Here is a 23,169-nt window from a genome sequence, read left to right as displayed (position 1 = left end):
TTTCCCGGATAGCCGCTATTTCATCAGCATGTTTTTTAATCAGAGCAGCAAGGTATTCTCCATAACTGCCCTTTTGATAAATTTTTTTCTCCATTGTGCTTCCCTCATATAGGAACCAGTAAGCGAACTACTTTACATTGTAAAACAGTTTCATCCATTGTCAAGAAAAACGGGCGGTTCTGCGGCAACTGCGGCGCCCCCATCCCGGGGCGAAAGCCGCGGTAAAAAACAGAAAGGCCGGAAGGGCAGCGCCCTTCCGGCCTTTTTTCAAATCTTTTCAAACACGCTGGCGGGCTGCTTGCACACCGGGCAAACAAAGTCCGCGGGCAGCTCCTCGCCCTCGTAAATGTAGCCGCACACCGTGCACCGCCAGCCCGACGCCTTGGGCTGCGCCTTCTGGTAGCTGGACGCTTTCGGCGGCGTCAGCCCCTTTTTCACCGTGTGGTAATAGGCATACGTCATGCTGGGCAGATTGCTCAGCACCTCGCAGTCCGTCACCTCGGCCAAAAACAGCAGGTGCGTGCCCACGTCCCAGCACTCCAGCACCTTGCAGGCGAACCGCGCGTTCACCCCTTCGTTCAGGTAGGGCGCGCCGTTCTCATCCACCCCGTAGGACACCTGGGCGAATTTGTCCACCTCCCGGCTGGAGCGGAACCCGAACAGGCTGATGGTGTCCATGGGCACGTCCTGGGTCAGCACCGCCGCGGCGAAAAAGCCCGACTCCCGAATGGCCTCGGCCGTGGTGTTGCCCTTGTTCACCGCCACCGTCACCCGGGCCGGCTCGGCCGTCACCTGGGTCAGGGTGTTCACCACGCATCCGCAGGCGCGGGTGCCGTCCATGCTGGAGATCACATACAGTCCGTAATTCAGTTTGAAAAATGCAGTCAGATCCATTGCACAACCTCCTTTGGCTGAGTTTCTGGTTTCAGCATAGCCAAAACCGGAAAAAATTACAAGTCTTTTTGACTTGCGCACGAAAAAATCATACAATAAAAGGCAGGAAAGGCGGTTTTGCGGTATGAAACTCATCATCGACGACGCGAACATCGAAAAAATCAAACAGCTGTATGAAACTTTTCCCGTGGACGGCGTGACCACCAACCCCAGCATTCTGGCACGCACCGGCGGCGACCCCCACCGGGTGCTGCGGGGCCTGCGGGATTTTCTGGGCTCTGAGGGCGAGCTGCACGTGCAGGTGCTCAGCACCGACGCAGAGGGCATGGTGGCCGAGGCCGGGCGCATCCGGGCCGAACTGGGCGAAAACACCTACGTGAAAGTGCCCGTCACCCGGGAAGGGCTCAAGGCCATCCGCCTGCTGGCGGCATCGGACTGCCGGGTGACGGCCACCGCCGTGTACACCCAGATGCAGGCCTTTCTGGCGGCCAAGGCCGGGGCCGTGTACGCCGCGCCCTATGTGAACCGCATCGACAATCTGGGCGGCGACGGCGTGGCCGTGGCCCGGGACATTCACGAGCTGTTCCAGAAAAACGGCCTGAAGACCCAGGTGCTGGCCGCCAGCTTCAAAAACTGCCGCCAGGTGCTGGAGCTGGTGCGCTGCGGCGTGGGGGCGGCCACCGTCAGCCCGGACGTGCTGGAGGCCTTTTTGAAGCTGGACGCGGTGGACGCCGCGGTGGAGCGCTTCCGGCTGGACTTTGAGGGCCTTTGCGGCGCGCAGGCCACCCTGTGACGCCCGCAGACCACAGCAAGGAGGCGTTTTCCGTGCATCCATGGGCACATTTTCGCACCATCTGCCACCACAAGCGGCTGGTGATGCGCCACTGTTTCCGGGTGGGGCTTTACTGGCAGGGCCTCACCCACGATCTGTCCAAGTTTTCCCCGGTGGAGTTTTTGCCCGGCGCCCGCTATTTTCAGGGCACCCGCAGCCCCAACGAGGCCGAGCGCGAAGCCCTGGGCTACAGCGCCGCCTGGCTGCATCACAAGGGCCGCAACCGCCATCATCTGGAATACTGGATCGACTACCAGCCCGGCGGCGACCACACCATGAACGGCATGCCCATGCCCAAAAAGTACGTGGTGGAGATGCTGTGCGACCGCATGGCCGCCAGCAAGACCTATCTGCGGGACGCCTACACCGACCGCGCCGCCTACGACTACTACATGCGCTCCCGGGACCATTACCTCATCCATCCGGACACCCAGGCCCTGCTGGAGCAGCTGCTCACCATGCTCAAGGACCAAGGCGAGGACGCCACCTTTGCCTACATCCGCGCCCACGTGCTGGGGTGATGGGGGAGCGCATTCGTATATTTCGCCCGTCCATGAGGGGCGGCGGGCGAATGGCAGCGGAGGAAAAGGCCCAAAGGAACGCGATGCTTTTTGCGTTCCTTTGGGCGCACGAGGTGGGGCGATGATTCAGCCCGGTTGGTAAGCGCCCTGCGAGGGCCGGGGTGGCGAAGCCACGAAGGGCCTGTCATGGCCCTTCGACCGGCCGTGCGGTTTTGCAAAGCAAAACGAAGGGCGACTGAAGCCCTTCGAGCACCATGGGTCCGCTGCGTGCGGACAGCGCCGGGGTGGCGAAGCCACGAAGGACCTGTCACGGTCCTTCGACCGGCCTGCCCGGTTTGCGTAAGCAAACGCCCGCCCTGCTTTTGGCGGGCGAGGGCACCGTTCTGGTGACTCTTTTGGCGGCAAAAGAGTCACGCACCGCAGGTTTCGGAATCGCGCCGTAAGGCGCGGAGCGGTTTCCCGCAGATGGAAAAAAGGGGGACAAGCGGTCGTTTTTTGCTGTGTCCCAGTTTGACATCCGCCCTTCCCCGCCGTGCCCCAGTTTGCAAAAAGGTAAAAAAACAAAAGAGGTTGGTTGGCCGCGTCACAGGACGCGGCCTTTTTTGTACCCTGAGAGTTGCATAAAGAGAAAATTATAAAATAAAAGTTGCGGAATGCTATTGACTTTGGGGGCAGAATGGGGTATTCTTGGGTCAGAGAGTTGCACAAAGCAACTAAAAAGTGGGAGGTGGTGGCTTGAAGCAACTTGCAAATTTTTGAGCACCGGCGAGCCGGAGCAGTTCCGGGGACGGCGGTACGCCTTTGACCCGCTGGCGGACGCCCGGCCGGAGTTCTGCTGCCCGGCCTGCGGGGCGCCGGTGTACCAGGGCGAGCGGTATTTTACAGACGGAAGGGGCCGGGTCATTGCCTGCGAGCACTGCCCCTCGGCGCTGGCGTAAGGGGGGAACAAGCGTGTGGCCAGAGAGTTTTTTCAGGCGTATCACAGTTATCTGGAGGCCATGGAGCCGCTGACCGACGAGGAGTGCGGCCGCCTGTTCCGGGCGCTTCTGCGGTACAGCGCCGCAGGGCAGCAGTCGCCTTTGTGCGGAAACGAGCGTTTCGTCTTTCCCGGCATGCGCCAGCAGATCGACCGGGATATTCGTTCCTACGAGGAAAAATGCAGCCGAAACCGACGCAACGGCGCGCTGGGCGGGCGGCCGAAAACCGAACGGTACCGAACGCCCCCCAAGGAGAAGGAAAAGGAGAAGGAGAAAGAGAAGGAAAAGGAGAAGAAGATGTTTACGCCGCCCACCCTTGCCCAGGTACAGGCGTACTGTGCCGGGCGCGGCAGCCCGGTGGACCCCCAGCGCTTTGTGGACTTCTACACGGCCAACGGCTGGCGGCTGGGGCCCAACCCCATGCGGGACTGGAAGGCGGCTCTGCGCACCTGGGAGCGGCGGGACGCGGCGGCGCAGGAAAACCCATTTTTGCGGGAGGATGTATGACAAGGCAGGAAGTAAAGCAGCTGATGGCGCAGATCCGGGCGGCGTGGCCGTCTTTCTACAGAGACGCGGACGCCGACACCCTGCGCACGGCCATGGACCTGTGGGCACAGGCGCTGGAGCAGCTGACCGCCCGGGACGCCCGGCGGGCGCTGGCGCTTCTGATGCGGGAGAGCCGGTACCCGCCCACGGCGGCGGATGTGTGGCAGGCAGCGCAGCGTCTGCGGCCGCAGCTGGCCGCGCGGCCCGCGCCGGTGTTTCACCCCATACAGGAAAGGAGCGACCCACATGAATCAGAACATTGACCCCCGGCGGCGACTGGTGCGCATGCTGCGCCGGTGCACGCCGCCCACCGACCGGGAGCTGGCCCGGCGCTGCCCGTACCGGCACTGTGCCTGGCGGCGGGACGGCGCGCCGGTGTGCGTGCTGCCCGTGTGTATGCGAAAGAAGGAGGGAAGACCATGACCCGGCAGGATCTGGAGCAGTACGAGCGGTTCTGGCGGGCGAACCGCAGCATTGCCGACCGGCTGGACGAGCCGGAAGGCAGCGATTACCGGGCGAACCGGCGGTTCATGCGGGCGGTGGAGCGAGCCATTGCCCGGGTGGAGGACCCGCTGGAGCGGGAGGTGCTGCGGCTGCGGTACACGGATTTCCGGTACGACCGGCGCATGACCTGGCCGGAGGTGACAGCGCAGCTGTACCCGGGCCGTCAGCCGGACCGCAAGACCATGTACCGGCTGCACCGGTCGGCGCTGCGCCACTTTGAAGAATAGCCCCACAGGCGGCACGCAGTGCCCCATCCAACGCCTTGTTTGTCCCTTTGGCCGATTTCTAGAATGGGCCAAAAGGAGGAGGTTGGATGGAAAAACGCAAGCGAAAAAAACGATGGCCATGGGAAGAGGAGGATGAGAAAAAAACAGCGGCGCGGGGCGAAAGTGCTCTGGCGCCGCAGGAAGTCCGCGTTTCGGACCGGGCACAGAAGCTGCCCAATGTGTGGGATGTGCTGAATGATATCCGGGCCGGGCGTGAGGAGAAGAGCCGCACGTCGAAGGACGGGGAGAAGACGCGCAGACAGCCCAACGTGTGGGATGTGCTGGACGACATCCGGGCCGGGCGTGAGGAGAAGAGCCGCACGTCGAAGGACGGGGAGAAGACGCGCAGACAGCCCAACGTGTGGGACGTGCTGGACGACATCCGGGCCGGGCGTGAGGAGAAGAGCCGCACGTCGAAGGACGGGGAGAAGACGCGCAGACAGCCCAACGTGTGGGATGTGCTGGACGACATCCGGGCCGGGCGTGAGGAGAAGAGCCGCACGTCGAAGGACGGGGAGAAGACGCGCAGACAGCCCAACGTGTGGGACGTGCTGGACGACATTCGGGCCGGGCGTGAGGAGAAGAGCCGCACGTCGAAGGACGGGGAGAAGACGCGCAGACAGCCCAACGTGTGGGACGTGCTGGATGACATCCGGGCACAGCGCGGGGAGAAGCAGGCGGAACTGGATGTTCGGAAACAGGCAACCCCGTGGACGTTTCAGGCCCGCCCGCTGGATGAGACCGGCAACGGAGCGAAGACGGATCGGCAGACGCTGCTGGACAGCTTGCAGAAAAAGAATGTTCCGTTTTCCATTCCCGAAGACGATCCCCGCCTGGCCGCACAGGAGGAGATTAAGAAAGAGCTGTATCCCCTCTACGATGTCCCGGTGCCTGTTTACGATCCGGAGGATTCCCGGCCCTACGAGACGAGGAAGGCTGAGAAAGAGGAAATCATCCGGGAGCTGGAAGAACGGTACGATGCACTGGATGTGAGCATGTCCGCTGATCGGATAGCGGTTATGGAGGCGATTCTGGGACCGGATGGGCTTCGGAAGCTGGCTCTGGATCGGCAGGAAATTCTGGAGGAATTCCGTCGGTCGCCCAATTACGCGATTCTGTGCAAGGATTACGATGACATTACAGCCGAAGAGTACGCCCGGTTGAGCGACGAAGAGATCCACGCATTGAACCGGCTGCAATTTATGTTGCGCGAGATGGCCGAGAACAAGCTGGCGGAATTGCTGGACCCGGAACAGATTTTGGGATTCGATTTTGCCACAGATGCGGGATGGAAAGAAACAGCGCTGGGAAAAGTGGAGCAGCGGTGGCAGGAGGCATGGGCCGCCGCACAGGGAGACATCGACCAGGCCACGCTCATCGCGATGAAACGGCAGACGGCGGGACTGATTCCGGGCACAGAGGTCTACGATCGGGAAGTCCGGCACTTCGTGCTGAACTATTTTTCGCCGGACAGCGAGCTGTATCAGGCCGCGCTGCTGTATACGATGATCGATGGAATGGCCTTAAAAGACCTGGACGCATTCTCAACCGGCTTTGACCATACGATGGCCAGCGCACCGGAGGCGGCCATTTATCTGGGCAGTTCCATGCTGGGCAGCGGGCAGGAAGCACAGCGCGTTCTGGATGGATGGGCCGTTGCGGATCAGGTGCAGCGACAGGCGCCGATGGGCTATGCGGCCGGAGCTTTGGCCGGGAATGCCGTGCTGTATGCAGTCCCGGGCAAGGCGGTCGAAAAAGGGGCGGCCGCGGCGCTGGCGCCCTTCATCAACACACCGGCAAAGGCGTTCGGTGCGTCGGTGCTCAGTCAGACCGCGGCGGATTTGATGCTGCAAACGCCGGAAACTGTGGCCCGTGGTCTGTCGCAGGGCCTCACGCCGGCCGAAATCAGCGAGCAGGTCCTCATGCAGCAGGGGATGAACCTGCTGCAGAACGCGGCCATGACCGGCGCCGAACAAATGTTCCCGCTGCTTTTTGGGAAAAAATCCAATCTTGACACAGAGAGCCGGCTGGCAGATAATGGAATCAAAACAGGTACAGAGTTTACGTACCGTGTGCCCGAGTCTGCTGTGTGGGACAGTGTGGAGACACAGCAGGCGCTGGCAAACATCGACGCCTGCCTGCAGAGAAACGGCAACTTTGACGACGTTCTGGACGACTACGCCCAGATCTACGCCGTCAATGTGCATTCCAACAAAAAGTGGTCGTGGGAAGAAGATGTGCCGGACGGCTTGAATGTTAAAAATTATCAACAGAGAGAAATCAAGGCTCGGGCTGTTGAACTGGGACTGATTCCCGACGTTGAAGTCAAAAAGCAGCCGGGCATGCGGTACGGCGTTGCGGACTTCCGGTCCGCGGGGCTGGTGTACCGGACGGCGCAGCTTCCCAAGGAGATGTGGGGATGGAGCAATGCCCGTCAGTTCAAGTGGCTGAACGAGCAGGTCGGCGGCCCCTTCGAGGGGTTTACCTGGCACCACTCGGAAATCCCCGGTCTGATGGAGCTGGTGCCTTCGGGAATACACAACGTTACAACGCACAATGGCGGGCGAAGTCCCGGCATGTGGGCGGAACTTTTAAAGTGAGAGAGGAGAGAAAAGATGCTGCATTTAAAAGGGGAAACTGTTCTTTACCCGCTTCCCAAAGAGGAGCGGATTCAGAGATATGAACGATACTGGGGCGTCCGGTTTCCGGACGACTACCGGGAATTTCTGAAAACCTACAACGGTGTGGAGCCGGTGGAAAAAAGCTTTGAAGCAGTGGGGCATCTATTCGCGCTGACGCGATTTTTCTGCGTGTTGGAGGATTACAAGGAGCGGGATGAGGGCTGGTACGATCTGATGGTAGTAGAAGCGCCCATGACGGAGTTTCTGACCAGGGACCCGGATTCGACCGCGGTGGAGCTTGCGCCCATCGGGGAAGTGTTCGGAGAGTGCTTTTTGTGCCTGGACTACCGGCAGGACCCGGAGCATCCGGGCGTCTGCATTCTGGACAAGGAGAATTCGGGCGAGTACGACCCCACCACATACCCGGTGGCCAATTCCTTCACGGAGTTTCTGGGCATGCTGCACATCAGCGAGGATGAGATGCTGGGATTCGGGGACGATCTGCGCAAAGAGCTGGCGGACCCCCGTGTGATCGAAGTGCCCACCGGCGAAGGGGACCGGCAGGAGCTGGCGGAGCGCGCGGCGCGCAGGGAAGAACCGGCCCCGCAAAAGCACGGCTGGAAATGGCCCTGGCAGAAATAAGCGGAAAGATGCAGAGAAGAGAGGGGCAAACGCCCCTCTCTTTTTTTCGCCCTCTTGACAAGGGAGAAGGGGCGGCTGATAATGAAAGTATCATTTTACGACTTCCGCACGGGGGAGGAGACAAAAGATGCTGCATTTAAAAGGGGAAACCATCGTTTATCCGCTTCCGGACGAAGAATTGCTCCGGAGCGATGAAGAATACTGGGGCATCCGGTTTCCGGATGACTACCGGGAATTTCTGAAAACCTACAACGGCGCGGAGCCGGTGGAAAAAAGCTTTGAGGCAATCGGACATCTGTTCGCGCTGACGCGATTTTTCTGCGCTCTGGATGATTACGAGGACCGGGACGATGGCTGGTACGATCTGATGGTAGTAGAAGCGCCCATGACGGAGTTTCTGACCAGGGACCCGGATTCGACCGCGGTGGAGCTTGCGCCCATCGGGGAAGTGTTCGGAGAGTGCTTTTTGTGCCTGGACTACCGGCAGGACCCGGAGCATCCGGGCGTCTGCATTCTGGACAAGGAGAATTCGGGCGAGTACGACCCCACCACATACCCGGTGGCCAATTCCTTCACGGAGTTTCTGGGCATGCTGCACATCAGCGAGGATGAGATGCTGGGATTCGGGGACGATCTGCGCAAAGAGCTGGCAGACCCCCGTGTGATCGAAGTGCCCACCGGCGAAGGGGACCGGCAGGAGCTGGCGGCGCGCGCGGCGCGCAGGGAAGAACCGGCCCCGCAAAAGCGCCGCTGGAAATGGCCCTGGCAGAAATAAGCGGAAAGATGCAGAGAAGAGAGGGGCGTTTGCCCCTCTCTTTTTTTGTCCCCTCTCAGCGAAAACATCCGACCCCACGTGGGGCCGGGTGTTTTTTTGTCAACCGGCTTTTGTCGGCTTTTTTCGGCTTTTGGGTTTGTCCCACGGGTGGTACCGCATGCCCCATGGCGCGCCTTGTGCGCCCCATCGCCTTTTTTTTACAATGAGAACCAGAAAAGCAAGGCTTTTCCCGGCCCGCGCGGGCCGCAAAACCGCGAAAGGCCCGGGCAGGGCCTTCTGAAAAACATCCGCCGCCTGCGGGCGGCTTTGAAAGGGCGGGAACCGTTTGAAAAAGAAAACAGAATACTGGTGCACCGCCGAGGGGCTGGCGCTGCTGGAGGGCTGGGCCCGGGACGGCGTCAGCGAAAAGGACATTGCCGCGCGGTGCGGCGTGTCCGTGCCGCAGCTGCGGCGCTGGCGGGCCCAGTTCCCCGAAATGGACGAGGCCCTGCGCCAGGAAAAGGACGCCGCCGACTATCAGGTGGAGGCCGCCCTGTGGCGCAGCGCCGTCAACGGCAGCACCACCGCCCAGATCTACTGGCTGAAAAACCGGCGGGGCGGCGCCTGGCGCGACAAGCCCGAGCCCGACGAGACCGCCAGCTTCGAGGACTGTCTGGCCGCCGTGACCGGCGACGAATTTTAAATCGGATTTGGCAGCGGCTGCCCCGCCCGCGCGTTTCCGGTTCCCCCGGGACGTCCCCAAAACGCGCCCCGAACACCACACCGAAAGGAGGAAGCCCATGGCGGTAAACACACAGGCGTACATGGAACAGTATCTGAAGATCCGGGCCAAAAACGGCCGGCTGGTGCCGCTGGTGCTCAACGGTCCCCAGCAAAAGCTGTACGATGCCCTGGCCGCCCAGTACAAGGCGGGCAAGCCCATGCGGGCCATTGTGCTGAAAGCCAGGCAGATGGGCTTTTCCACCCTGACCGAGGGGCTTTTGTTCAAGCGCACGGCCACCCGGTTCCACGCCCGCAGCGGCATTGTGGCCCACACCGACGAGGCCGCGGCCAACCTGTTCTCCATCACCAAGCGCATGTACGCCCACCTGCCCGACGCGCTGCGGCCCCGGTGCGGCTCCAACAGCGCCCGGGGCATGCAGTTTTCCCGGCTGGACAGCGCCATCCGGGTGATGACCGCCGGGGGCGAGGGGGTGGGCCGGTCGGACACCTTCCAGAACCTGCACCTCTCCGAATACGCCTTCTGGCCCGGGGACAAGGAGGCAACGCTTTTGGGCCTTCTGCAGGCGGTGCCCGCCCAGCCGGACACGCTGGTGGTCATCGAGAGCACGGCCAACGGCTACGAGGATTTTCAGGCCCGGTGGGCGGCGGCCGTGGCCGGGGAGAGCGACTTTGCCCCGGTGTTCTGCGCCTGGTGGGAGCAGCCCGAGTACCGCCGCCCGGCCCGGGGGCTGGTGCCCACCCGGGAGGAGCGGCAGCTGCAGCAGCGCTACGGTTTGGACGATGAGCAGCTGAGCTGGCGGCGCTGGTGCATCCGCAACGCCTGCGGCGGGGACGAGCGGCTGTTCCGGCAGGAGTACCCGTCCTGCCCGGAAGAGGCCTTCCTCACCACCGGGGCGTGCGTGTTCGACAAAGAGACGGTGCTGGAAAGGCTGGGCCGCGCGCCCCGGGGCCTGACCCTGCGGCTGGACGAGGCGCTGGAGGGCCAGACCCTGCGGCTGGCCGGGGTGTGCCAGGACCCGGACGGCGGCCTGACCGTGTACGAGCGGCCCCGGCCCGGCGTGCCCTATGTGATCGGCGCGGACACCGCCGGGGACGGCAGCGACTGGTTTGTGGCGCAGGTGCTGGACAACACCACGGGCCGGCAGGTGGCCATGCTGCGGCAGCAATATGATGAGGACGCCTTCGCCCGGCAGTGCATGTGCCTGGGCTACTGGTACAACACGGCGCTGCTGGGCATTGAGGTGAACTTTTCCACCTTCCCGGTGAAGGAGTGCCAGCGGCTGGGCTATCCCCGGCTGTACACCCGGCAGACCGAGGACACCTATACCCACCGGTACCAGAAGCGCTACGGCTTTCGCACCACGGCCCTGACGCGGCCGCTGCTGGTGGCGGGGCTGGTGCAGCAGATGCGCCAGGACCCCGCATCCGTGCAGGACCGCACCACCCTGTGGGAGATGCTGAGCTTTGTGAAGAACCAGCGCGGCCGCCCCGAGGCCATGGCCGGGGCCCACGACGACTGCGTGATGGCGCTGGCCATCGCCCATTATATCCGGCCCCAGCAGGCCTACACCACCGACCGGGAGCAACGGGGCGACCCGGAGCTGGAGAGCTTTCTCAATTACGGATGAAGAAAGGAGCAGACCATGTTTCTCACACGAAAACAATACGACGAACTGTGCGCCCGGCTGGCGGCGCTGGAGGCGCTGGTGCGGCCCGCGGCCCCCGGCGGCGACCTGGCCGACCAGTGGCGCAACTTCTGGGCCTACAACGGCGACCCCCAGATGGGAGGTGACGGCCGATGAGCCAGCCGGACGCAGCCGCCCTGTGGCGGGAATACGGGGAGGGCGAGGCCTTTGACAACGCCCTGGGCCTGTACGAGACCGTGGAGCGCAACGAGGACTTCTACACCGGCAACCAGTGGAGAGGCGTGCGCGCCCCGGACCTGGACAAGCCGGTCATCAACGTGCTGGCCCGGGTGGTGAAGTTCTGCATCTCGTCCATCATGTCCGACGACATCGCCGTGGGGCTGGACACCTTCGAGGGCGGCGCCCAGCAAAAACCCGTGACGGACATGCTCAGCGCCCAGTTCAGCGAGATCATGGAGCAGACGGCCTTCAAGAAAAAGGCCCGGGAAGTGATCCGCAACGCCGCCGTGGACGGGGACGGGTGCATGCACTTCTATTTCGACCCCGACGCCGAGGCACCGGCCGCGGGCTTTGCGCCCACCCCGGGCATCATCCGGGCGGAGATTCTGGAGAACACCGCCGTGCACTTCGGCAACCCCCAGAACGCGGACGTGCAGAGCCAGCCCTACCTGCTGCTGGTGTACCGGCGCCTGGTGCGGGACGTGCGCGCCGCGGCCGGTGCCCACGGCGTGCCCGAAGAGGACATTGTCCCCGACGAGGACGACCACCGCCACGGCGACGCCCCGGAAAACGGAAAAGTGACGGTGATCCGCCGTTACTGGAAGGAAAACGGGACGGTGTGGTTCTGCGAGGCCACCAAGACCGCCCTGGTGCGCCCGGCCACGGACACGGGGTACCGGCAGTACCCGATGGCGTTTTTCGCCTGGGAGAAGGTGAAAAACCAGTACCACGGCCAGGCGCTGGTGACGGCGGTCATCCCCAACCAGATCTACATCAACAAGCTGTTCGCCATGGCCATGCAGCACGTGAAGATGATGGCCTTCCCCAAGGTGGTGTACAACAAGAACCTGCTGCCCGGCGGCTGGGACAACCGGGTGGGCGCGGCCATCGGCGTGCCCGGGGACCCGGGGTCGGCCATTGCGGCCAACTTCCGGGCGGCGGACATGTCCAACCAGGTGATGGAGCTGCTGAACACCATGATCGACTACACCCGGGACACCATGGGCGCGTCGGACGCGGTGCTGGGCAACATCACGCCCGAGAACACCTCGGCCATCGTGGCCACCCAGAAGGCCACCAGCATGCCGCTGGAACTGCAGAAGCAGGACTTCTACGCCTTTGTGGAGGACAGCGTGCGCATCTGGCTGGACATGATGCAGCGCAACTACGGCGTGCGGGCCGTGCGCATGACGGACGAGACCGGCGCCGAGCAGGTGGTCCCCTTCGACTTTTCGTCCCTGCGCTCGCTGCGCCTGCACTTGAACGTGGAGATCGGCGCGGCCACCTACTGGAGCGAGGTCATGCAGGTGCAGACCCTGGACCAGCTGTTCCAGAACGGCGTGCTCACCGACGCCGAGGCCTATCTGGAAAACCTGCCCAAGGACTGCATCACCGGCCGGGACAGCCTGATCCAGGCCATCCGCCGGCAGAAGGCCCAGGCGGCGCTGCCGGCCGGGGAGGTGATGGCATGAAGTGCCCGGTCTGCGGCCGCCCGGCCCGGGTCCTGCACGTAGACGAGCGGGACCCCGGGGGCGTGCGCATCACCTGGCTGTGCCCCAACCCGGCGTGCAGCCGTTACAAGCAGGCCTGCGGCGAAGAGCTGCGGCCCATTTCACAGGTTCACCCGGCGGACAAGCCGGATTGAGCCTCCCAAAGCCGGACAAGGCGGAAAGGAGCGCAATATGGAAGAAGAGACCCAAGTCACCCGGACGGACGAAGCGCTGTTCGACTGGGGCGAGGCCGGACAAGACCCCGCACCCCAGCCCGAGCCCGCGGCCGAGCCGGAACCCACCCTCACCGTGAAGTACCACGGCAAGGAGCAGCAGATCCCCATGACCGAGGCGCGCACCCTGGCCCAGAAGGGCATGGTGTTTGACGACGTGTCCAAAAAGCTGGACGCGGCGCTGCCGGCCTTTGAACTGATGGGCCGGTACGCCCAGGCGGCGGGCGTCAGCGTGGAAGAGTACGTGGACAAAGCCCGCAGCCAGCTGGACGCCGGGGCCCCGGCGCCGCTGGGGGCGGACCGCCGCCGTCAGTTTGTGGAGCTGCTGACCCGCTATCCCGACGCGGTGGACGGCACCGGCCGCCTGCCGGATTCGGTGATGGCCCAGGTGGCCCGGGGGGAAAGCCCGGTCCACGCCTACGAGCGGTATGCGCTGGAGCAGTACCGCATGGGCGAGCAGGCCCGCCGCACGGACCAGCAGAACCGTGCCAGCGTGCCGGGCTCGGCCCGGGGGCTGGGCGCGGCCTTGCCCGCGGACCCCTTCACGGCCGGGTGGGACAGCGAGAACTGATGAGAGAAAAGGAGAGAGAACATGGCAGGACAGACCGTACATCTGCATGAAAAGTACGCCAAAAAGCTGGATCAGGCCTTCACGCTGGAAAGCGTGGTCAAGGGCCGCCTTTGCCGGGAAGAGGAGTTTGTGGGCGCGCGCACGGTGCGCATTTCCAACGTGGACACCGTGCCCCTGAACGACTACGACCGCGCGGCCACCTCCAACCGCTACGGCACCCCCACCGAGGTGGGCGACACCGTGCAGGAGCTGACCATGACCCAGGACAAGAGCTTTTCGGCGGTGATCGACAAGGGCAACAGCGTGGACCAGTGCATCAACAAAGCGGGCCGGTTCATGAAGATCGAGACCGAAGAGGCGGTGATCCCGGCCTACGACAAATACTGCCTGGGCCGCCTGTGCACCCTGGGCGGCACCATCGCGGGCCACAGCGAGGCCATCGGCAAGGACAACGTCATCCAGCGCATGAGCGCGGCCCGGCAGACCTTCGTCAACGGCAAGGTGCCCGTGGCCAACCGCACCTGGTACGTGAACACCGGGGTGTTCAACGCCCTGGTGGAGACCGACCAGTTCAAAAATCTGGAGAAGCTGGGCGTCAAGGCCGTGGCCAAGGGCCAGGTGGGCGAAATGTTCGGCGCGCCGGTGGTGGAGGTGCCGGACGAGTACCTTCCCAAGGGGGTCAACTTCCTGCTGGTGCACAAGCGCGCGGCCTGCGCACCGGAAAAGATCGGCGACAACAACCTGCACATCGACCCGCCGGGCATCAGCGGCAACCTGATCGAGGGCCGCTACTACTACGATTGCTTTGTCTACGGCCATAAGGCGGTGGGCATCTACGTGGACGTGACCACGGGCGACGGCGTGGAGGTGCTGGCGGCGCCGGAGATCTCCGCCACCGACGGCGCGGTGACGGCGGACGGCACCGTGTGGTATACCACCGACGGCACGGACCCGCGCTACAGCGCCACCCGCAAAATGGGCAAGGCCCCGGGCGCCGAGGCGGGCACACGGGTGCGCGCCTATCAGGAGACGGAAGGCAAGTTCCCCTCGCCGGTGGCGGAAAAAGAGATCACCGGCTGAGCCGTGGCCGGCGGCGCACAGCGCCGCCGGCTCTTTTCAAAAAGGAAGTGATTGTTTGACAGGCAAGGAACTGTTTGCCCTCAGCGCGGGCTATCTGAGCCAGAGCGCGGCGGACAGCGAGGACCTGGCGGAGTTCGCGCCCGGCTGGCTGAACGTGCTGCTGGCCGAGGCGCTCCCCACGGAAAACCAGCTGCGGGCGGCGGCGGGCCTTCCGCCGCTGGAAAAAGCGCCCGTGTTCACCCCGGCCACCATGGACGAGCCCATCCCCTACAGCGACGTGCTGGTGGAGGTGGCGCTGCCCTACGGCCTGGCCAGCGACATGATGCGGGACGACGACAACGACTACCGCTGCCAGGACTTCCGCCAGAAGTACGTGCTGGCTTTGAGCGAGGCCGTGCGGGCCCTGCCGGAGCCGGTGCGGGATGTGTATTGACCGTGCCGGGCACAGGCCCGGCCAAAGAGAGGAGGGGCTATGCCTTTCATGACGCAGGTGGGCGACATTCCCACCCAAAGTACCAAAAGCGCGGTCATGGCCCGGTTCCGGGGCGTGGACCTGACGGATGATATGACCACCATGGACGCGTCCCGCAGCCCGGCCGCGCCCAACATGATGCCCGATGACCAGGGCTTCCCCGCCAAGCGCCCGGGCTACCGCACCCGCCTGCAGCTGACCGGCCGGGTGCACGGCGCCTGGACGCTGAAAACCGACGGCGCCCGCAAACAGGTCATCCACGCGGGCACCACCCTGTACGCCGTGGAGCAGACCGAAGGCGGCGAGACCGCCACGCCCCTGTACACGGACATGAACGACGCGCCGGGCGCGGCGGTGCAGCTGGGCGGCAAGCTCTGGATCGCGGACGGCAAGCGCTATCTTTACTACGACGGCGAACAGGCCGCCCCGGTCAGCCAGATCGCCACGGTGCCCGTCATCACCATCGCCAAGGGGCCCAACGGCAAGACCGGGGCCACCAGCTACAAGGCCATCAACCTGCTCACCGGCAAACAGACCGAGAGCTACCTGGGCGAAAAGGACACCGTGGACTACTATCTGTCGCTGCAGGATCTGACGGACACCCCCGTCACCGCCCAGGTGCTGGACGCCGGGGGCAACTGGCAGGACAAGACCGAAACCACGGACTTCACCGTGGACCGCACCCTGGGCAAGGTCACGTTCAAGACCGCGCCGGGCGAAAGCCCCGTGGAAGGCGAGGACAACGTGCGCATCACCTACGAGGTGGAGCGGGATGCGGGCGAAGTGGACCGGTGCTGCCGGGCCATTCTGTACGGGGTGAACGGCGCCATGGACCGCATTTTCCTCACCGGCGACCCCCAGCAGCCCAACGCGGACCACTGGAGCGAGTGGAGCGACCCGGCCTACATCGGGGACACCAACTACGGGCTTCTGGGCAGCGAGGGCAGCCCCATCCGGGGTTACAGCGTGCTGAACGGGGCGCTGGTGGCCCACAAGGACGGCGAGGAGAACGGCCGCAACATCTTCATCCGGGAAGGCCAGCTGGACGAGGACGGCACGGCGGTGTTCCGCATCACGGACATTCTGCAGGGCGAGGGCGCGGTGTCGGGCCGGGCCTTCGGGTCCATCGCCTCCGAGCCGCTGTACCTGACGCGGCTGGGCGTGGCGGCGCTGACGCCCACCACCGTCACCGGCGAGCGCACGGCCCAGGTGCGCAGCTACTATCTGAACGGGGCGCTGCGCAAAGAACCCCTTTCGGACGCCCCCGCCGCAGTGTGGGGCCGGTTCTACGTGCTGGCCGGGGCCGACTGGCTGTATCTGCTGGATTCCCAGCAGAAGCAGTACGAGAAAAACGAGCCCGCGTCCGGCTACCAGATGGAAGGGTATTACTGGACGGGCATCGGGGCCACGGCTTTGTGGGAAGAGGACGGGGCTTTGTGCTTCGGCACCAAAGACGGCTGTGTGCGGCAGTTTTCCGACGGGAACACCGCCGGGGACTTCAACGACTGCGACACGGCCGGTGACGAGACCGGCCGCCCGGTGCAGGCGGCCTGGGCCACGCCGCTGCTCAATTTGGGCAGCTGGGCCAATCTGAAAAACGTCACCGGCGTGTGGGTGGTGCTGCAGCCCTTTGCCCGGTCCGGCGGCGAGATCTATTACGCCACGGACAAGGAATATGAAAAGTTCGCCAGGTCAGCCAACGTGGACATTTTCGACTGGAACGACATCGACTTTCAGCGGTTCACCTTCAACACGCTGGACCGGCCCATGGTGGTCAACACCCGCAAAAAGGCCAAAAAGGTGAAATTGTTTCAGGTGATCGTGAAGAACGGGCGGGCGGCCGAGCCCTTCGGCCTGTTCGCCATTCAGGTGCATTACAAAATGGGAGGGAAGGTGAAGCGATGAGTTTGCAGGAGCATAAGCTCACGGATTACGCGGTGAGCATCGCGGGCCTGCCGGACAAGATCGAAAACAAAGCCCAGTGGCTCAAGCAGCAGTTCGACGCCCGCACCGACAGCGAGGTGCGGGACAGGCACAACAGCCTCATTGACGCGCTGGACGCAATGAAGCTGGACCAGACCGTGCGCAGCGGCGACGTGAAGGCCCTTCGCCTGAACGCCGACGGCCAGGTGGAAATTTCCACCGACGGAGAGCACTTCGAGACGCTCTCGTCCTCGGGGCACCGGATCATCGGGCCAAACGGGCAGGCCATGCCCCAGCGGGGCAAGCTGAAATTTACAGGGGAAGCCACCATGTTTGACGACGCGGAAGCCAACACCACCGAGATCCGGGCGTTCAAAGGCGAGCCGGGCAACCCCGGCGTGGTGGTGGACCTTGCGCCGGGGCTGTTCAGCCTGTACGTGGACGGCGAGGGCTGTTTGCGCCTTGTGTGGCGGGACGGAGATCCCCAGCCGCCCCTGCGCATTCAGGACGGACATCTGATTTACAGCATGGAATGAAAGGAGTTTTGCGCATGGCAAAGGAAATCGATCTGGGCAGCGTGGTGGGACCACAGGGCCCCAAGGGCGACACGGGCGCACAGGGCCCCAAAGGCGATACCGGGGCAGCCGGCCCCGCCGGAGCACAGGGCCCGGCAGGAACGGCAGCTACAGTGAAAGTGGGCACGGTAACGACCGGAGAAGCGGGAAGCAATGCGGCTGTGACCAACTCGGGTACATCCAGCGATGCGGTACTGAATTTTACCATTCCCCGCGGGCCACAGGGCCCCAAAGGCGATACCGGGGCAGCCGGCCCCGCGGGCGCGGACGGCAAAACCCCCACGTTTGAATTGCGGGACGGCAATCTGTGGGCCATTTATCCCGATTAAAGGAGGAAGCGTATGGCGACAAAGGAAGTGAATCTGGGCAGCGTGCGCGGCCCGCAGGGCGCGGCGGCCACCGTCACCGTGGGCAAGGTGACCACCGGTGAGGCGGGCACATCCGCCGCCGTGACCAACTCGGGAACGTCCGGGGCGGCGGTTTTGAACTTTACCATTCCCCGGGGCGCGCAGGGGACCCCCACCACCATCAACGGCAAGTCCGGCGCGTCCGTCACCCTGACCAAAGCGGACATCGGCCTTTCCAACGTGGACAACACCCCCGACGCCCAGAAAAACGTCAAGGGGCTGGCGGTGGAGGAAACGGACGTCATCACGGGCCTGCCCACCGGTCTGTATTACTACAAGGCAAACACCCCGGGCGCGCCCAAAACCGTGGACGGCCTGCTGCTTGCGCTGGTGTACGCACCGTTCGGCGTGCAGCTGGCCTTCCCCACCAACAGCGGCATCTATTTCCGCTGGGCCGTGGACAATTTTTCCGAGTGGGTGCGCCTGGACCAGTAAAGGAGGTCATTCATGGGCAATTTGTTCAAAGGGCGCATGCAGGTGCCCTACTACTATTCCTGCTTCGGCTACAGCCGGGGCGGCGGCAAAACCTGGCACGGCGGCCAGGACGTGGTGGGTCTGGACAGCGACGCCATCCTCATGCCCGACTACGACGGAAAATCCATCTCCGGCACCGTGGTCACGGCCCGCAAGGTGGAAAAGTCCACCGGGAACCCAACCTGGGAGTGGGGCTGGTACGTGTGCGTGAAGCTGGACGCGGACCAGACCCCGGACGCGGTCAACTACCTGTACTTCTGCCACAATGACCACAACGTGGCCGCCGTGGGCCGGCATGTGAAAAGCGGCGACGTGCTGGCCGTCATGGGCAACACGGGCAATGCCGCCGAGGCCACCCCGCCCATCCGGCACTGCCATCTGGAAGTGCGGGCCACGGCCACGGGCAAAGGGCTGGCCCCCACCCACTATTCCGGCTGTGCCAACCGGGTGGGCATCTACGGGGAAAACCCGGTCAAGCCGTTGTCCGGCCAGGCGGCCAAACTCAAAATCAGCGCATCCAAACCCATCAGCGCCGGGGACGTGGTGCTTTTGAAGGAAGTGTGTGACCCGCTGGGCATCTCCACCCGAGAGGAAAACGGCGCGCTCATCACGGCCCCGGCCTCGGCGGGGGACCAGATCACCATCATCCGCGAGGCAAACCGCCTGAACCTGTCCGTGGCCCTGTACGAGACATCGCCGGCCAGGGTGCAGGTCCTTGTGGACAGCCTGCGGGTGCGCACGGGCCCCGGCGTGGAGGCGTACACCCAGGTGGGCAGCGTGAAAAAAGGCGACGTGCTGGAAACGCTGCAGGTCCGGGACGGCTGGGCCTACGTGGTCACCGGCGAAAAGGACGGCTGGGTGTGCCTGGGCCAGGACGGAGAGATCTACGCAAAGGCGGTGTAGCCGGATGGAGTGGACCGTTTTTCAGGTGGTGGCAGCTCTGGCGGCGCTGTTTCTCAGTTTGGGGGTGCCCATCATCCAGCTGAACGGCACCATCACCAGGCTGAACGTGACGCTGGAGCGCACCGAGAAGGACGTGCTTCAGCAGAAAAAGGAGCTGGAACGGCAGAAGGAAGCGGCCCGGGACAGCCACCGCCGCCTGTGGGCCCACTGCGAAGAGCAGGACGCGGCGCTGCAGGACCATGACCGGCGCATCACCCTGCTGGAAGAGAGGAGGAAACCATGAGCATCAACTGGACCGTGCGGCTGAAGAACAAGGCCTTCTGGCTGGCGCTGATCCCGTCGCTTTTGCTGCTGGTGCAGCAGCTGGCAGCGGTGTGCGGCTTCACGCTGGACCTGACGGCCCTGCAGGAGCAGCTGATGGGGCTGGCGGGCACGGTGTTCACGCTGCTGGCGCTGTTCGGGGTGGTCAACGACCCCACCACCGCCGGCGCGTCGGACAGTGCCCGCGCCCTTGGCTACACCCAGCCGCAGAAAGGAGAATGAACCTTGGCAAATTATGAACAGAGCCTGCAGATCCTGGCCCAGCAGCTGGCGGCGCAGCAGGCGGCGGAACAGGCGGCCCGCCAGCAGATGCTGGCCAGCCTGGACAGCTATTACAACGGCATCTATGCGGACCTGGACAAAAGCTATCAGCAGCAGCTGGCCGCGGCCCAGGCGGATTTTGAAGCGGCCATGACCCAGCTGAAAAACGGCTACGACACCAATGTGGGCGCCGTCAATGCCGACACCGCCCGGGATTTGCAGCAGGCGTACATCAGCCACATGATGAACCAGAAAAACCTGGGCCAGCAGCTGGCGGCGCTGGGGCGCAGCGGCGGCGCGTCCGAGACCACGCTGCTGGGGCTGTACAACCAGTACGGCCAGAACCGCGGCGCGCTGGAAGCCGCCCGCAACCAGCAGCTGAACCAGCTGGCTTTGCAGCTGGCCGAGCAGCAGGCGGCCCGGCAGGCGGACTACAACCGCGCCAAAAGCGAATCCACCGCCGACTACACCAGGCAGAAGAATGCCTACCAGCAGGCCCGTGCCCAGGCCGTGGCCGATTGGGACGCCCAGAGCCAGGCGCGCCTGCAAAGCTACCAGCAGGACTATTACAACGGCCTGTCCCAGCTGAGCCGGCAGCAGTCCTCCCGCAGCAGCGGCAGCAGCAAAAAAACCACCCAAAAATCCGCCGCGGACAAAAAGACCACCGGCGACCAGGACCTGGCGCTGCGCTGGGCGGCGCTGCGGGCCACCATCAACGACCGCAAGCTGGCGGCGCTGGACAAGCGCGACAGCGGCTGATGAAAAAAGCCCCCGGCACTCGCCGGGGGCTTTTCCGCACTCAGAAGTGCAGAAATTTTTCAATGTCGCTGTTGGAGCCCAGGATCAGCAGGCTCTCGCCCGCCCGGAACACGTGGTCCGCGCTGGGCAGCGGCTCCAGCACGTCGCCGCGCTTCACCGCCAGAATGTTGATGTGGTAGCGCTGGCGCACCTGCAGCTCCACAATGGTCTTGCCGTCCCAGGACGCGGGGGTGGACGTCTCGTAGATGGAGTGGTCGCCGGTCAGCTGCACATAGTCGTACACGTTGTCGTTGCCGTAGCGCACCGCCGTGCGAATGGCCATCTGCTTTTCCGGGTACACCACGTCGTCCGCGCCGTTGCGCAGAAGGAACTTGGCGTGCACGTCCCGGTTGGCCCGGGCCACCACAAAGCGGGCGCCCTGTTCCTTCAGAAGGGACGTGGTCTCCAGCGAGCTTTGGAAATTGTCGCCGATGCCCACCACGCACACGTCAAAGTTGCGCACGCCCAGCGACGCGATGAACTGCTCGTTGGTGCTGTCGCCGATCTGCGCGTTGGTCACATAGGGCAGCACGTCGTTCACGCGGTCCTCGTCGTGGTCCACCGCCAGCACCTCGCAGTGCATCTGCTGAAACTTCATGGCCATGTGCCGCCCGAAACGGCCCAGCCCGATCAACAATACCGATTTCATGATCCTTCTCCTTTATCCAATGGTGATTTTTTCCTGCGGCATCTGGGCCGGTGCGGGCCGGTGCCCGCTGGCCACCGCGTAAATCATGGTCAGGCCGCCCACGCGGCCGAAATACATCAGCAAAATCAATAAAACGTGCGAAGGGGCGCTCAAATCGGCGGTGATGCCCATGCTCAGACCCACGGTGCCGATGGCGGACGCGCACTCAAACAGCGCCTGGGGCATGCTCACCCCGTCCAAAAGGCACAGCCCGATGCTGCCGGTCAGAAACAGCGTGGCGTACAGCGTCAGAATGGCGCAGGTGCTGCGCAGCACTTCCGGCGGCAGACGGCGGCCGAAGCACTGAATGCTGTCCCGCTGCTGAAACACCGCCCGCACGCTCAGGAAAATCATGGCCAGAGACGTGGTCTTGGCGCCGCCCGCCGTAGACCCCGGCGAACCGCCGATCAGCATCAGCAGAATGGTCACCAGCAGGCCCGGCCCGCTCATGACCGCATAGTCCACGGTGTTGAACCCGGCCGTGCGGGGGGAGACCGTCTGAAACAGCGACGCCCAGATCCGCTGGCCCGTGGTCAGGCCCCAGTGCTCGGCGCCGAACTCAAACACAAAGAAGAACACCGCCGGAAACACCAGCAGGCAGGCGGTCACCGTCAGCACGATTTTGGTCTGCAGCCGCCAGGCGTGGAAGTGCAGCTTGTTTTTGCGGATGTCGTCCCACACCAGAAAGCCGATGCCGCCGCATACGATCAGCGCCATCACCGTCAGGTTCACCACCGGGTCGCCCACGTAATGGGTCAGCGAGGAGCTCGGCTGGCGGAACCCCATCAAATCGAAGCCCGCGTTGCAGAAGGCCGACACCGCGTGGAACAGCGCGTACCAGATGCCCTTGGTCAGCCCCATCTCCGGGCAGAACCGCACCGCCAGGATCAGCGCGCCGATGCCCTCAATGAGAAACATGGTCTTTAAAATAAAGTCCGTCATGCGCACAATGCCGCCCACCTGCGGCGCAGAGATGGACTCCTGCATCACAAACCGCTGGCGCAGGCCGATGCGCTTGCCGGACAGCAGCGCCACGGCCACCGCCACGGTCACCACGCCCATGCCGCCCACCTGGATCAGCGCCAGAATCACCAGCTGGCCGAACTCCGACCAGTAGGTGTAGGTGTCGTGCACCACCAGCCCGGTCACACAGGTGGCCGAAGTAGAGGTGAACAGCGCGTCCAGAAACGGTGCGCCCAGCCCGTCCCGGGTGGCAAAGGGCAGCGTCAGAAGCAGCGCCCCCACCAGGATCAGACCCAGAAATCCCAATATGATGATCTGTGCCGGAGTTACCCGGCTGGTCAGCTTTGAAAACACTTTTTTCCCCGCCTTCCAGGCATTCTAGAGCACAGCATAGCACAAACCATTTGCTTTTTCAATTTAAAACCGCACGAACGAACATTTTTGTCATTCTGCCCTTTCGCCGTCCTTCGGCCCGCCTTTTTATATATAATATGTTAGGACGATCCCCCCTTACGAAAATTTTACCCGTTTTTCGGCGGATTTCACCTTGCCAGGAAAGTCCCCAAAAGGGTATAATGAATCATACATACAGGAGAAGTTCTGCAAAAGTCTGCTCCTGGTCAAAAATTTTTAAAAAAATTCTTTGAAATGCTGATTTGTGACCAATTTGTGACCTGGATAGGTTACAATAGGATCATCGGGTAAAAGACATCCTACCAAGATCCGACAAAGTGGTTGAAAAAGGCAAAACCGGTGAAAGCCGGCGACGCAAAGCTAAAGGGCCTGAAAATGGCAGCCAGCTACCGACGTGCAATGAATGGGCGCAGTCGGTGGCTGGCTTTTT

At 63.5% G+C, this 23,169-nt stretch carries 29 protein-coding genes and 1 riboswitch; of the genes, 26 read left to right on the top strand and 3 right to left on the bottom strand.

Annotated features, from left to right (window positions below):
• Positions 1 to 267 precede the first annotated feature (267 nt).
• The gene (locus ACKTS9_RS08715; RefSeq protein ID WP_407880218.1) at positions 268 to 894 is read right to left on the bottom strand and encodes a flavin reductase; all 627 of its coding nucleotides are present in this window, start codon (positions 892 to 894) and stop codon (positions 268 to 270) included.
• Positions 895 to 1,018: 124 nt separating this feature from the next.
• Here ACKTS9_RS08715 and ACKTS9_RS08710 point away from each other — a divergent pair, with 124 nt between their 5' ends.
• The 26 genes from ACKTS9_RS08710 to ACKTS9_RS08585 all read left to right on the top strand — a co-directional run bounded on the left by ACKTS9_RS08710 (position 1,019) and on the right by ACKTS9_RS08585 (position 20,635).
• Positions 1,019 to 1,687, top strand: coding sequence for a transaldolase family protein (locus ACKTS9_RS08710; RefSeq protein ID WP_407880216.1), 669 nt, complete (start codon positions 1,019 to 1,021; stop codon positions 1,685 to 1,687).
• A 32-nt stretch (positions 1,688 to 1,719) separates the two neighbouring features.
• Complete coding sequence (locus tag ACKTS9_RS08705; protein ID WP_407880214.1) at positions 1,720 to 2,247, top strand: DUF5662 family protein; 528 nt, start codon at positions 1,720 to 1,722, stop codon at positions 2,245 to 2,247.
• A 755-nt stretch (positions 2,248 to 3,002) separates the two neighbouring features.
• The gene (locus ACKTS9_RS08700; RefSeq protein ID WP_407880212.1) at positions 3,003 to 3,185 is read left to right on the top strand and encodes a hypothetical protein; all 183 of its coding nucleotides are present in this window, start codon (positions 3,003 to 3,005) and stop codon (positions 3,183 to 3,185) included.
• A 15-nt stretch (positions 3,186 to 3,200) separates the two neighbouring features.
• On the top strand, positions 3,201 to 3,731 hold the full coding sequence (locus tag ACKTS9_RS08695) for a DUF6291 domain-containing protein (RefSeq protein WP_407880210.1): 531 nt from the start codon (positions 3,201 to 3,203) through the stop codon (positions 3,729 to 3,731).
• Positions 3,728 to 4,033, top strand: coding sequence for a replicative helicase loader/inhibitor (locus ACKTS9_RS08690; RefSeq protein WP_349216931.1), 306 nt, complete (start codon positions 3,728 to 3,730; stop codon positions 4,031 to 4,033). The genes ACKTS9_RS08695 and ACKTS9_RS08690 overlap by 4 nt, the downstream gene beginning before the upstream one ends.
• Entirely contained in the window at positions 4,017 to 4,193 is a 177-nt protein-coding gene (locus ACKTS9_RS08685) for a hypothetical protein (RefSeq protein WP_349216932.1), read from the top strand. The genes ACKTS9_RS08690 and ACKTS9_RS08685 overlap by 17 nt, the downstream gene beginning before the upstream one ends.
• On the top strand, positions 4,190 to 4,501 hold the full coding sequence (locus ACKTS9_RS08680) for a hypothetical protein (protein ID WP_349216934.1): 312 nt from the start codon (positions 4,190 to 4,192) through the stop codon (positions 4,499 to 4,501). Before ACKTS9_RS08685 ends, ACKTS9_RS08680 begins: the two co-directional genes overlap by 4 nt.
• Positions 4,502 to 4,587: 86 nt before the next feature.
• Positions 4,588 to 7,140, top strand: a complete 2,553-nt coding sequence (locus tag ACKTS9_RS08675; RefSeq protein WP_407880206.1) for an HNH endonuclease — start codon at positions 4,588 to 4,590, stop codon at positions 7,138 to 7,140.
• A gap of 15 nt (positions 7,141 to 7,155) precedes the next feature.
• Complete coding sequence (locus tag ACKTS9_RS08670) at positions 7,156 to 7,803, top strand: SMI1/KNR4 family protein (RefSeq protein WP_407880204.1); 648 nt, start codon at positions 7,156 to 7,158, stop codon at positions 7,801 to 7,803.
• 127 nt (positions 7,804 to 7,930) lie between these two features.
• A complete protein-coding gene (locus ACKTS9_RS08665; protein WP_407880202.1) occupies positions 7,931 to 8,578 on the top strand; it encodes an SMI1/KNR4 family protein in 648 nt (215 codons plus the stop codon).
• A 325-nt stretch (positions 8,579 to 8,903) separates the two neighbouring features.
• Positions 8,904 to 9,260 carry a helix-turn-helix domain-containing protein gene (locus tag ACKTS9_RS08660; RefSeq protein ID WP_407880200.1) on the top strand — a complete coding sequence of 119 codons (357 nt, stop codon included), beginning with the start codon at positions 8,904 to 8,906 and terminating at the stop codon, positions 9,258 to 9,260.
• A gap of 97 nt (positions 9,261 to 9,357) precedes the next feature.
• The gene (locus ACKTS9_RS08655) at positions 9,358 to 10,929 is read left to right on the top strand and encodes a hypothetical protein (protein ID WP_407880198.1); all 1,572 of its coding nucleotides are present in this window, start codon (positions 9,358 to 9,360) and stop codon (positions 10,927 to 10,929) included.
• A 15-nt stretch (positions 10,930 to 10,944) separates the two neighbouring features.
• Positions 10,945 to 11,103 (top strand): hypothetical protein, encoded by a 159-nt coding sequence (locus tag ACKTS9_RS08650; RefSeq protein WP_349215863.1) that lies wholly within the window; start codon positions 10,945 to 10,947, stop codon positions 11,101 to 11,103.
• Positions 11,100 to 12,638, top strand: coding sequence for a portal protein (locus ACKTS9_RS08645; RefSeq protein WP_407880195.1), 1,539 nt, complete (start codon positions 11,100 to 11,102; stop codon positions 12,636 to 12,638). The genes ACKTS9_RS08650 and ACKTS9_RS08645 overlap by 4 nt, the downstream gene beginning before the upstream one ends.
• Positions 12,635 to 12,811, top strand: a complete 177-nt coding sequence (locus ACKTS9_RS08640) for a hypothetical protein (protein WP_407880193.1) — start codon at positions 12,635 to 12,637, stop codon at positions 12,809 to 12,811. Before ACKTS9_RS08645 ends, ACKTS9_RS08640 begins: the two co-directional genes overlap by 4 nt.
• 37 nt (positions 12,812 to 12,848) lie before the next feature.
• A complete protein-coding gene (locus ACKTS9_RS08635; RefSeq protein WP_349215857.1) occupies positions 12,849 to 13,460 on the top strand; it encodes a hypothetical protein in 612 nt (203 codons plus the stop codon).
• Positions 13,461 to 13,481: 21 nt separating this feature from the next.
• Entirely contained in the window at positions 13,482 to 14,540 is a 1,059-nt protein-coding gene (locus tag ACKTS9_RS08630) for a hypothetical protein (protein ID WP_407880191.1), read from the top strand.
• Positions 14,541 to 14,595: 55 nt separating this feature from the next.
• Positions 14,596 to 14,973, top strand: coding sequence for a hypothetical protein (locus ACKTS9_RS08625; RefSeq protein ID WP_349215893.1), 378 nt, complete (start codon positions 14,596 to 14,598; stop codon positions 14,971 to 14,973).
• A 39-nt stretch (positions 14,974 to 15,012) separates the two neighbouring features.
• Positions 15,013 to 16,917 (top strand): hypothetical protein, encoded by a 1,905-nt coding sequence (locus tag ACKTS9_RS08620; RefSeq protein WP_407880188.1) that lies wholly within the window; start codon positions 15,013 to 15,015, stop codon positions 16,915 to 16,917.
• Positions 16,914 to 17,471 (top strand): hypothetical protein, encoded by a 558-nt coding sequence (locus ACKTS9_RS08615; protein ID WP_407880186.1) that lies wholly within the window; start codon positions 16,914 to 16,916, stop codon positions 17,469 to 17,471. The genes ACKTS9_RS08620 and ACKTS9_RS08615 overlap by 4 nt, the downstream gene beginning before the upstream one ends.
• 14 nt (positions 17,472 to 17,485) lie before the next feature.
• Positions 17,486 to 17,839 carry a hypothetical protein gene (locus ACKTS9_RS08610; RefSeq protein WP_407880184.1) on the top strand — a complete coding sequence of 118 codons (354 nt, stop codon included), beginning with the start codon at positions 17,486 to 17,488 and terminating at the stop codon, positions 17,837 to 17,839.
• Between the two features lie 12 nt (positions 17,840 to 17,851).
• A complete protein-coding gene (locus tag ACKTS9_RS08605) occupies positions 17,852 to 18,352 on the top strand; it encodes a hypothetical protein (RefSeq protein WP_349215886.1) in 501 nt (166 codons plus the stop codon).
• A 12-nt stretch (positions 18,353 to 18,364) separates the two neighbouring features.
• Positions 18,365 to 19,294, top strand: coding sequence for an SH3 domain-containing protein (locus ACKTS9_RS08600; protein WP_407880182.1), 930 nt, complete (start codon positions 18,365 to 18,367; stop codon positions 19,292 to 19,294).
• A 4-nt stretch (positions 19,295 to 19,298) separates the two neighbouring features.
• Positions 19,299 to 19,577, top strand: a complete 279-nt coding sequence (locus tag ACKTS9_RS08595) for a hypothetical protein (RefSeq protein ID WP_349215883.1) — start codon at positions 19,299 to 19,301, stop codon at positions 19,575 to 19,577.
• Positions 19,574 to 19,837 carry a phage holin gene (locus tag ACKTS9_RS08590; RefSeq protein WP_349215881.1) on the top strand — a complete coding sequence of 88 codons (264 nt, stop codon included), beginning with the start codon at positions 19,574 to 19,576 and terminating at the stop codon, positions 19,835 to 19,837. The genes ACKTS9_RS08595 and ACKTS9_RS08590 overlap by 4 nt, the downstream gene beginning before the upstream one ends.
• 3 nt (positions 19,838 to 19,840) lie before the next feature.
• On the top strand, positions 19,841 to 20,635 hold the full coding sequence (locus tag ACKTS9_RS08585; protein WP_407880179.1) for a hypothetical protein: 795 nt from the start codon (positions 19,841 to 19,843) through the stop codon (positions 20,633 to 20,635).
• 40 nt (positions 20,636 to 20,675) lie between these two features.
• Here the strand turns inward: ACKTS9_RS08585 and ACKTS9_RS08580 are convergent, their stop codons facing one another.
• On the bottom strand, positions 20,676 to 21,323 hold the full coding sequence (locus ACKTS9_RS08580; RefSeq protein ID WP_407880177.1) for a potassium channel family protein: 648 nt from the start codon (positions 21,321 to 21,323) through the stop codon (positions 20,676 to 20,678).
• A 12-nt stretch (positions 21,324 to 21,335) separates the two neighbouring features.
• Positions 21,336 to 22,679 (bottom strand): TrkH family potassium uptake protein, encoded by a 1,344-nt coding sequence (locus tag ACKTS9_RS08575; protein WP_407880175.1) that lies wholly within the window; start codon positions 22,677 to 22,679, stop codon positions 21,336 to 21,338.
• 379 nt (positions 22,680 to 23,058) lie between these two features.
• Positions 23,059 to 23,133: riboswitch (cyclic di-GMP riboswitch) on the top strand.
• Positions 23,134 to 23,169: the final 36 nt, after the last annotated feature.

This window comes from Owariibacterium komagatae, assembly GCF_045865535.1.
In the GTDB taxonomy this organism is placed as follows: domain Bacteria; phylum Bacillota; class Clostridia; order Oscillospirales; family Ruminococcaceae; genus Ruthenibacterium; species Ruthenibacterium komagatae.
This window is presented reverse-complemented; position numbering and strand designations above follow the sequence as displayed.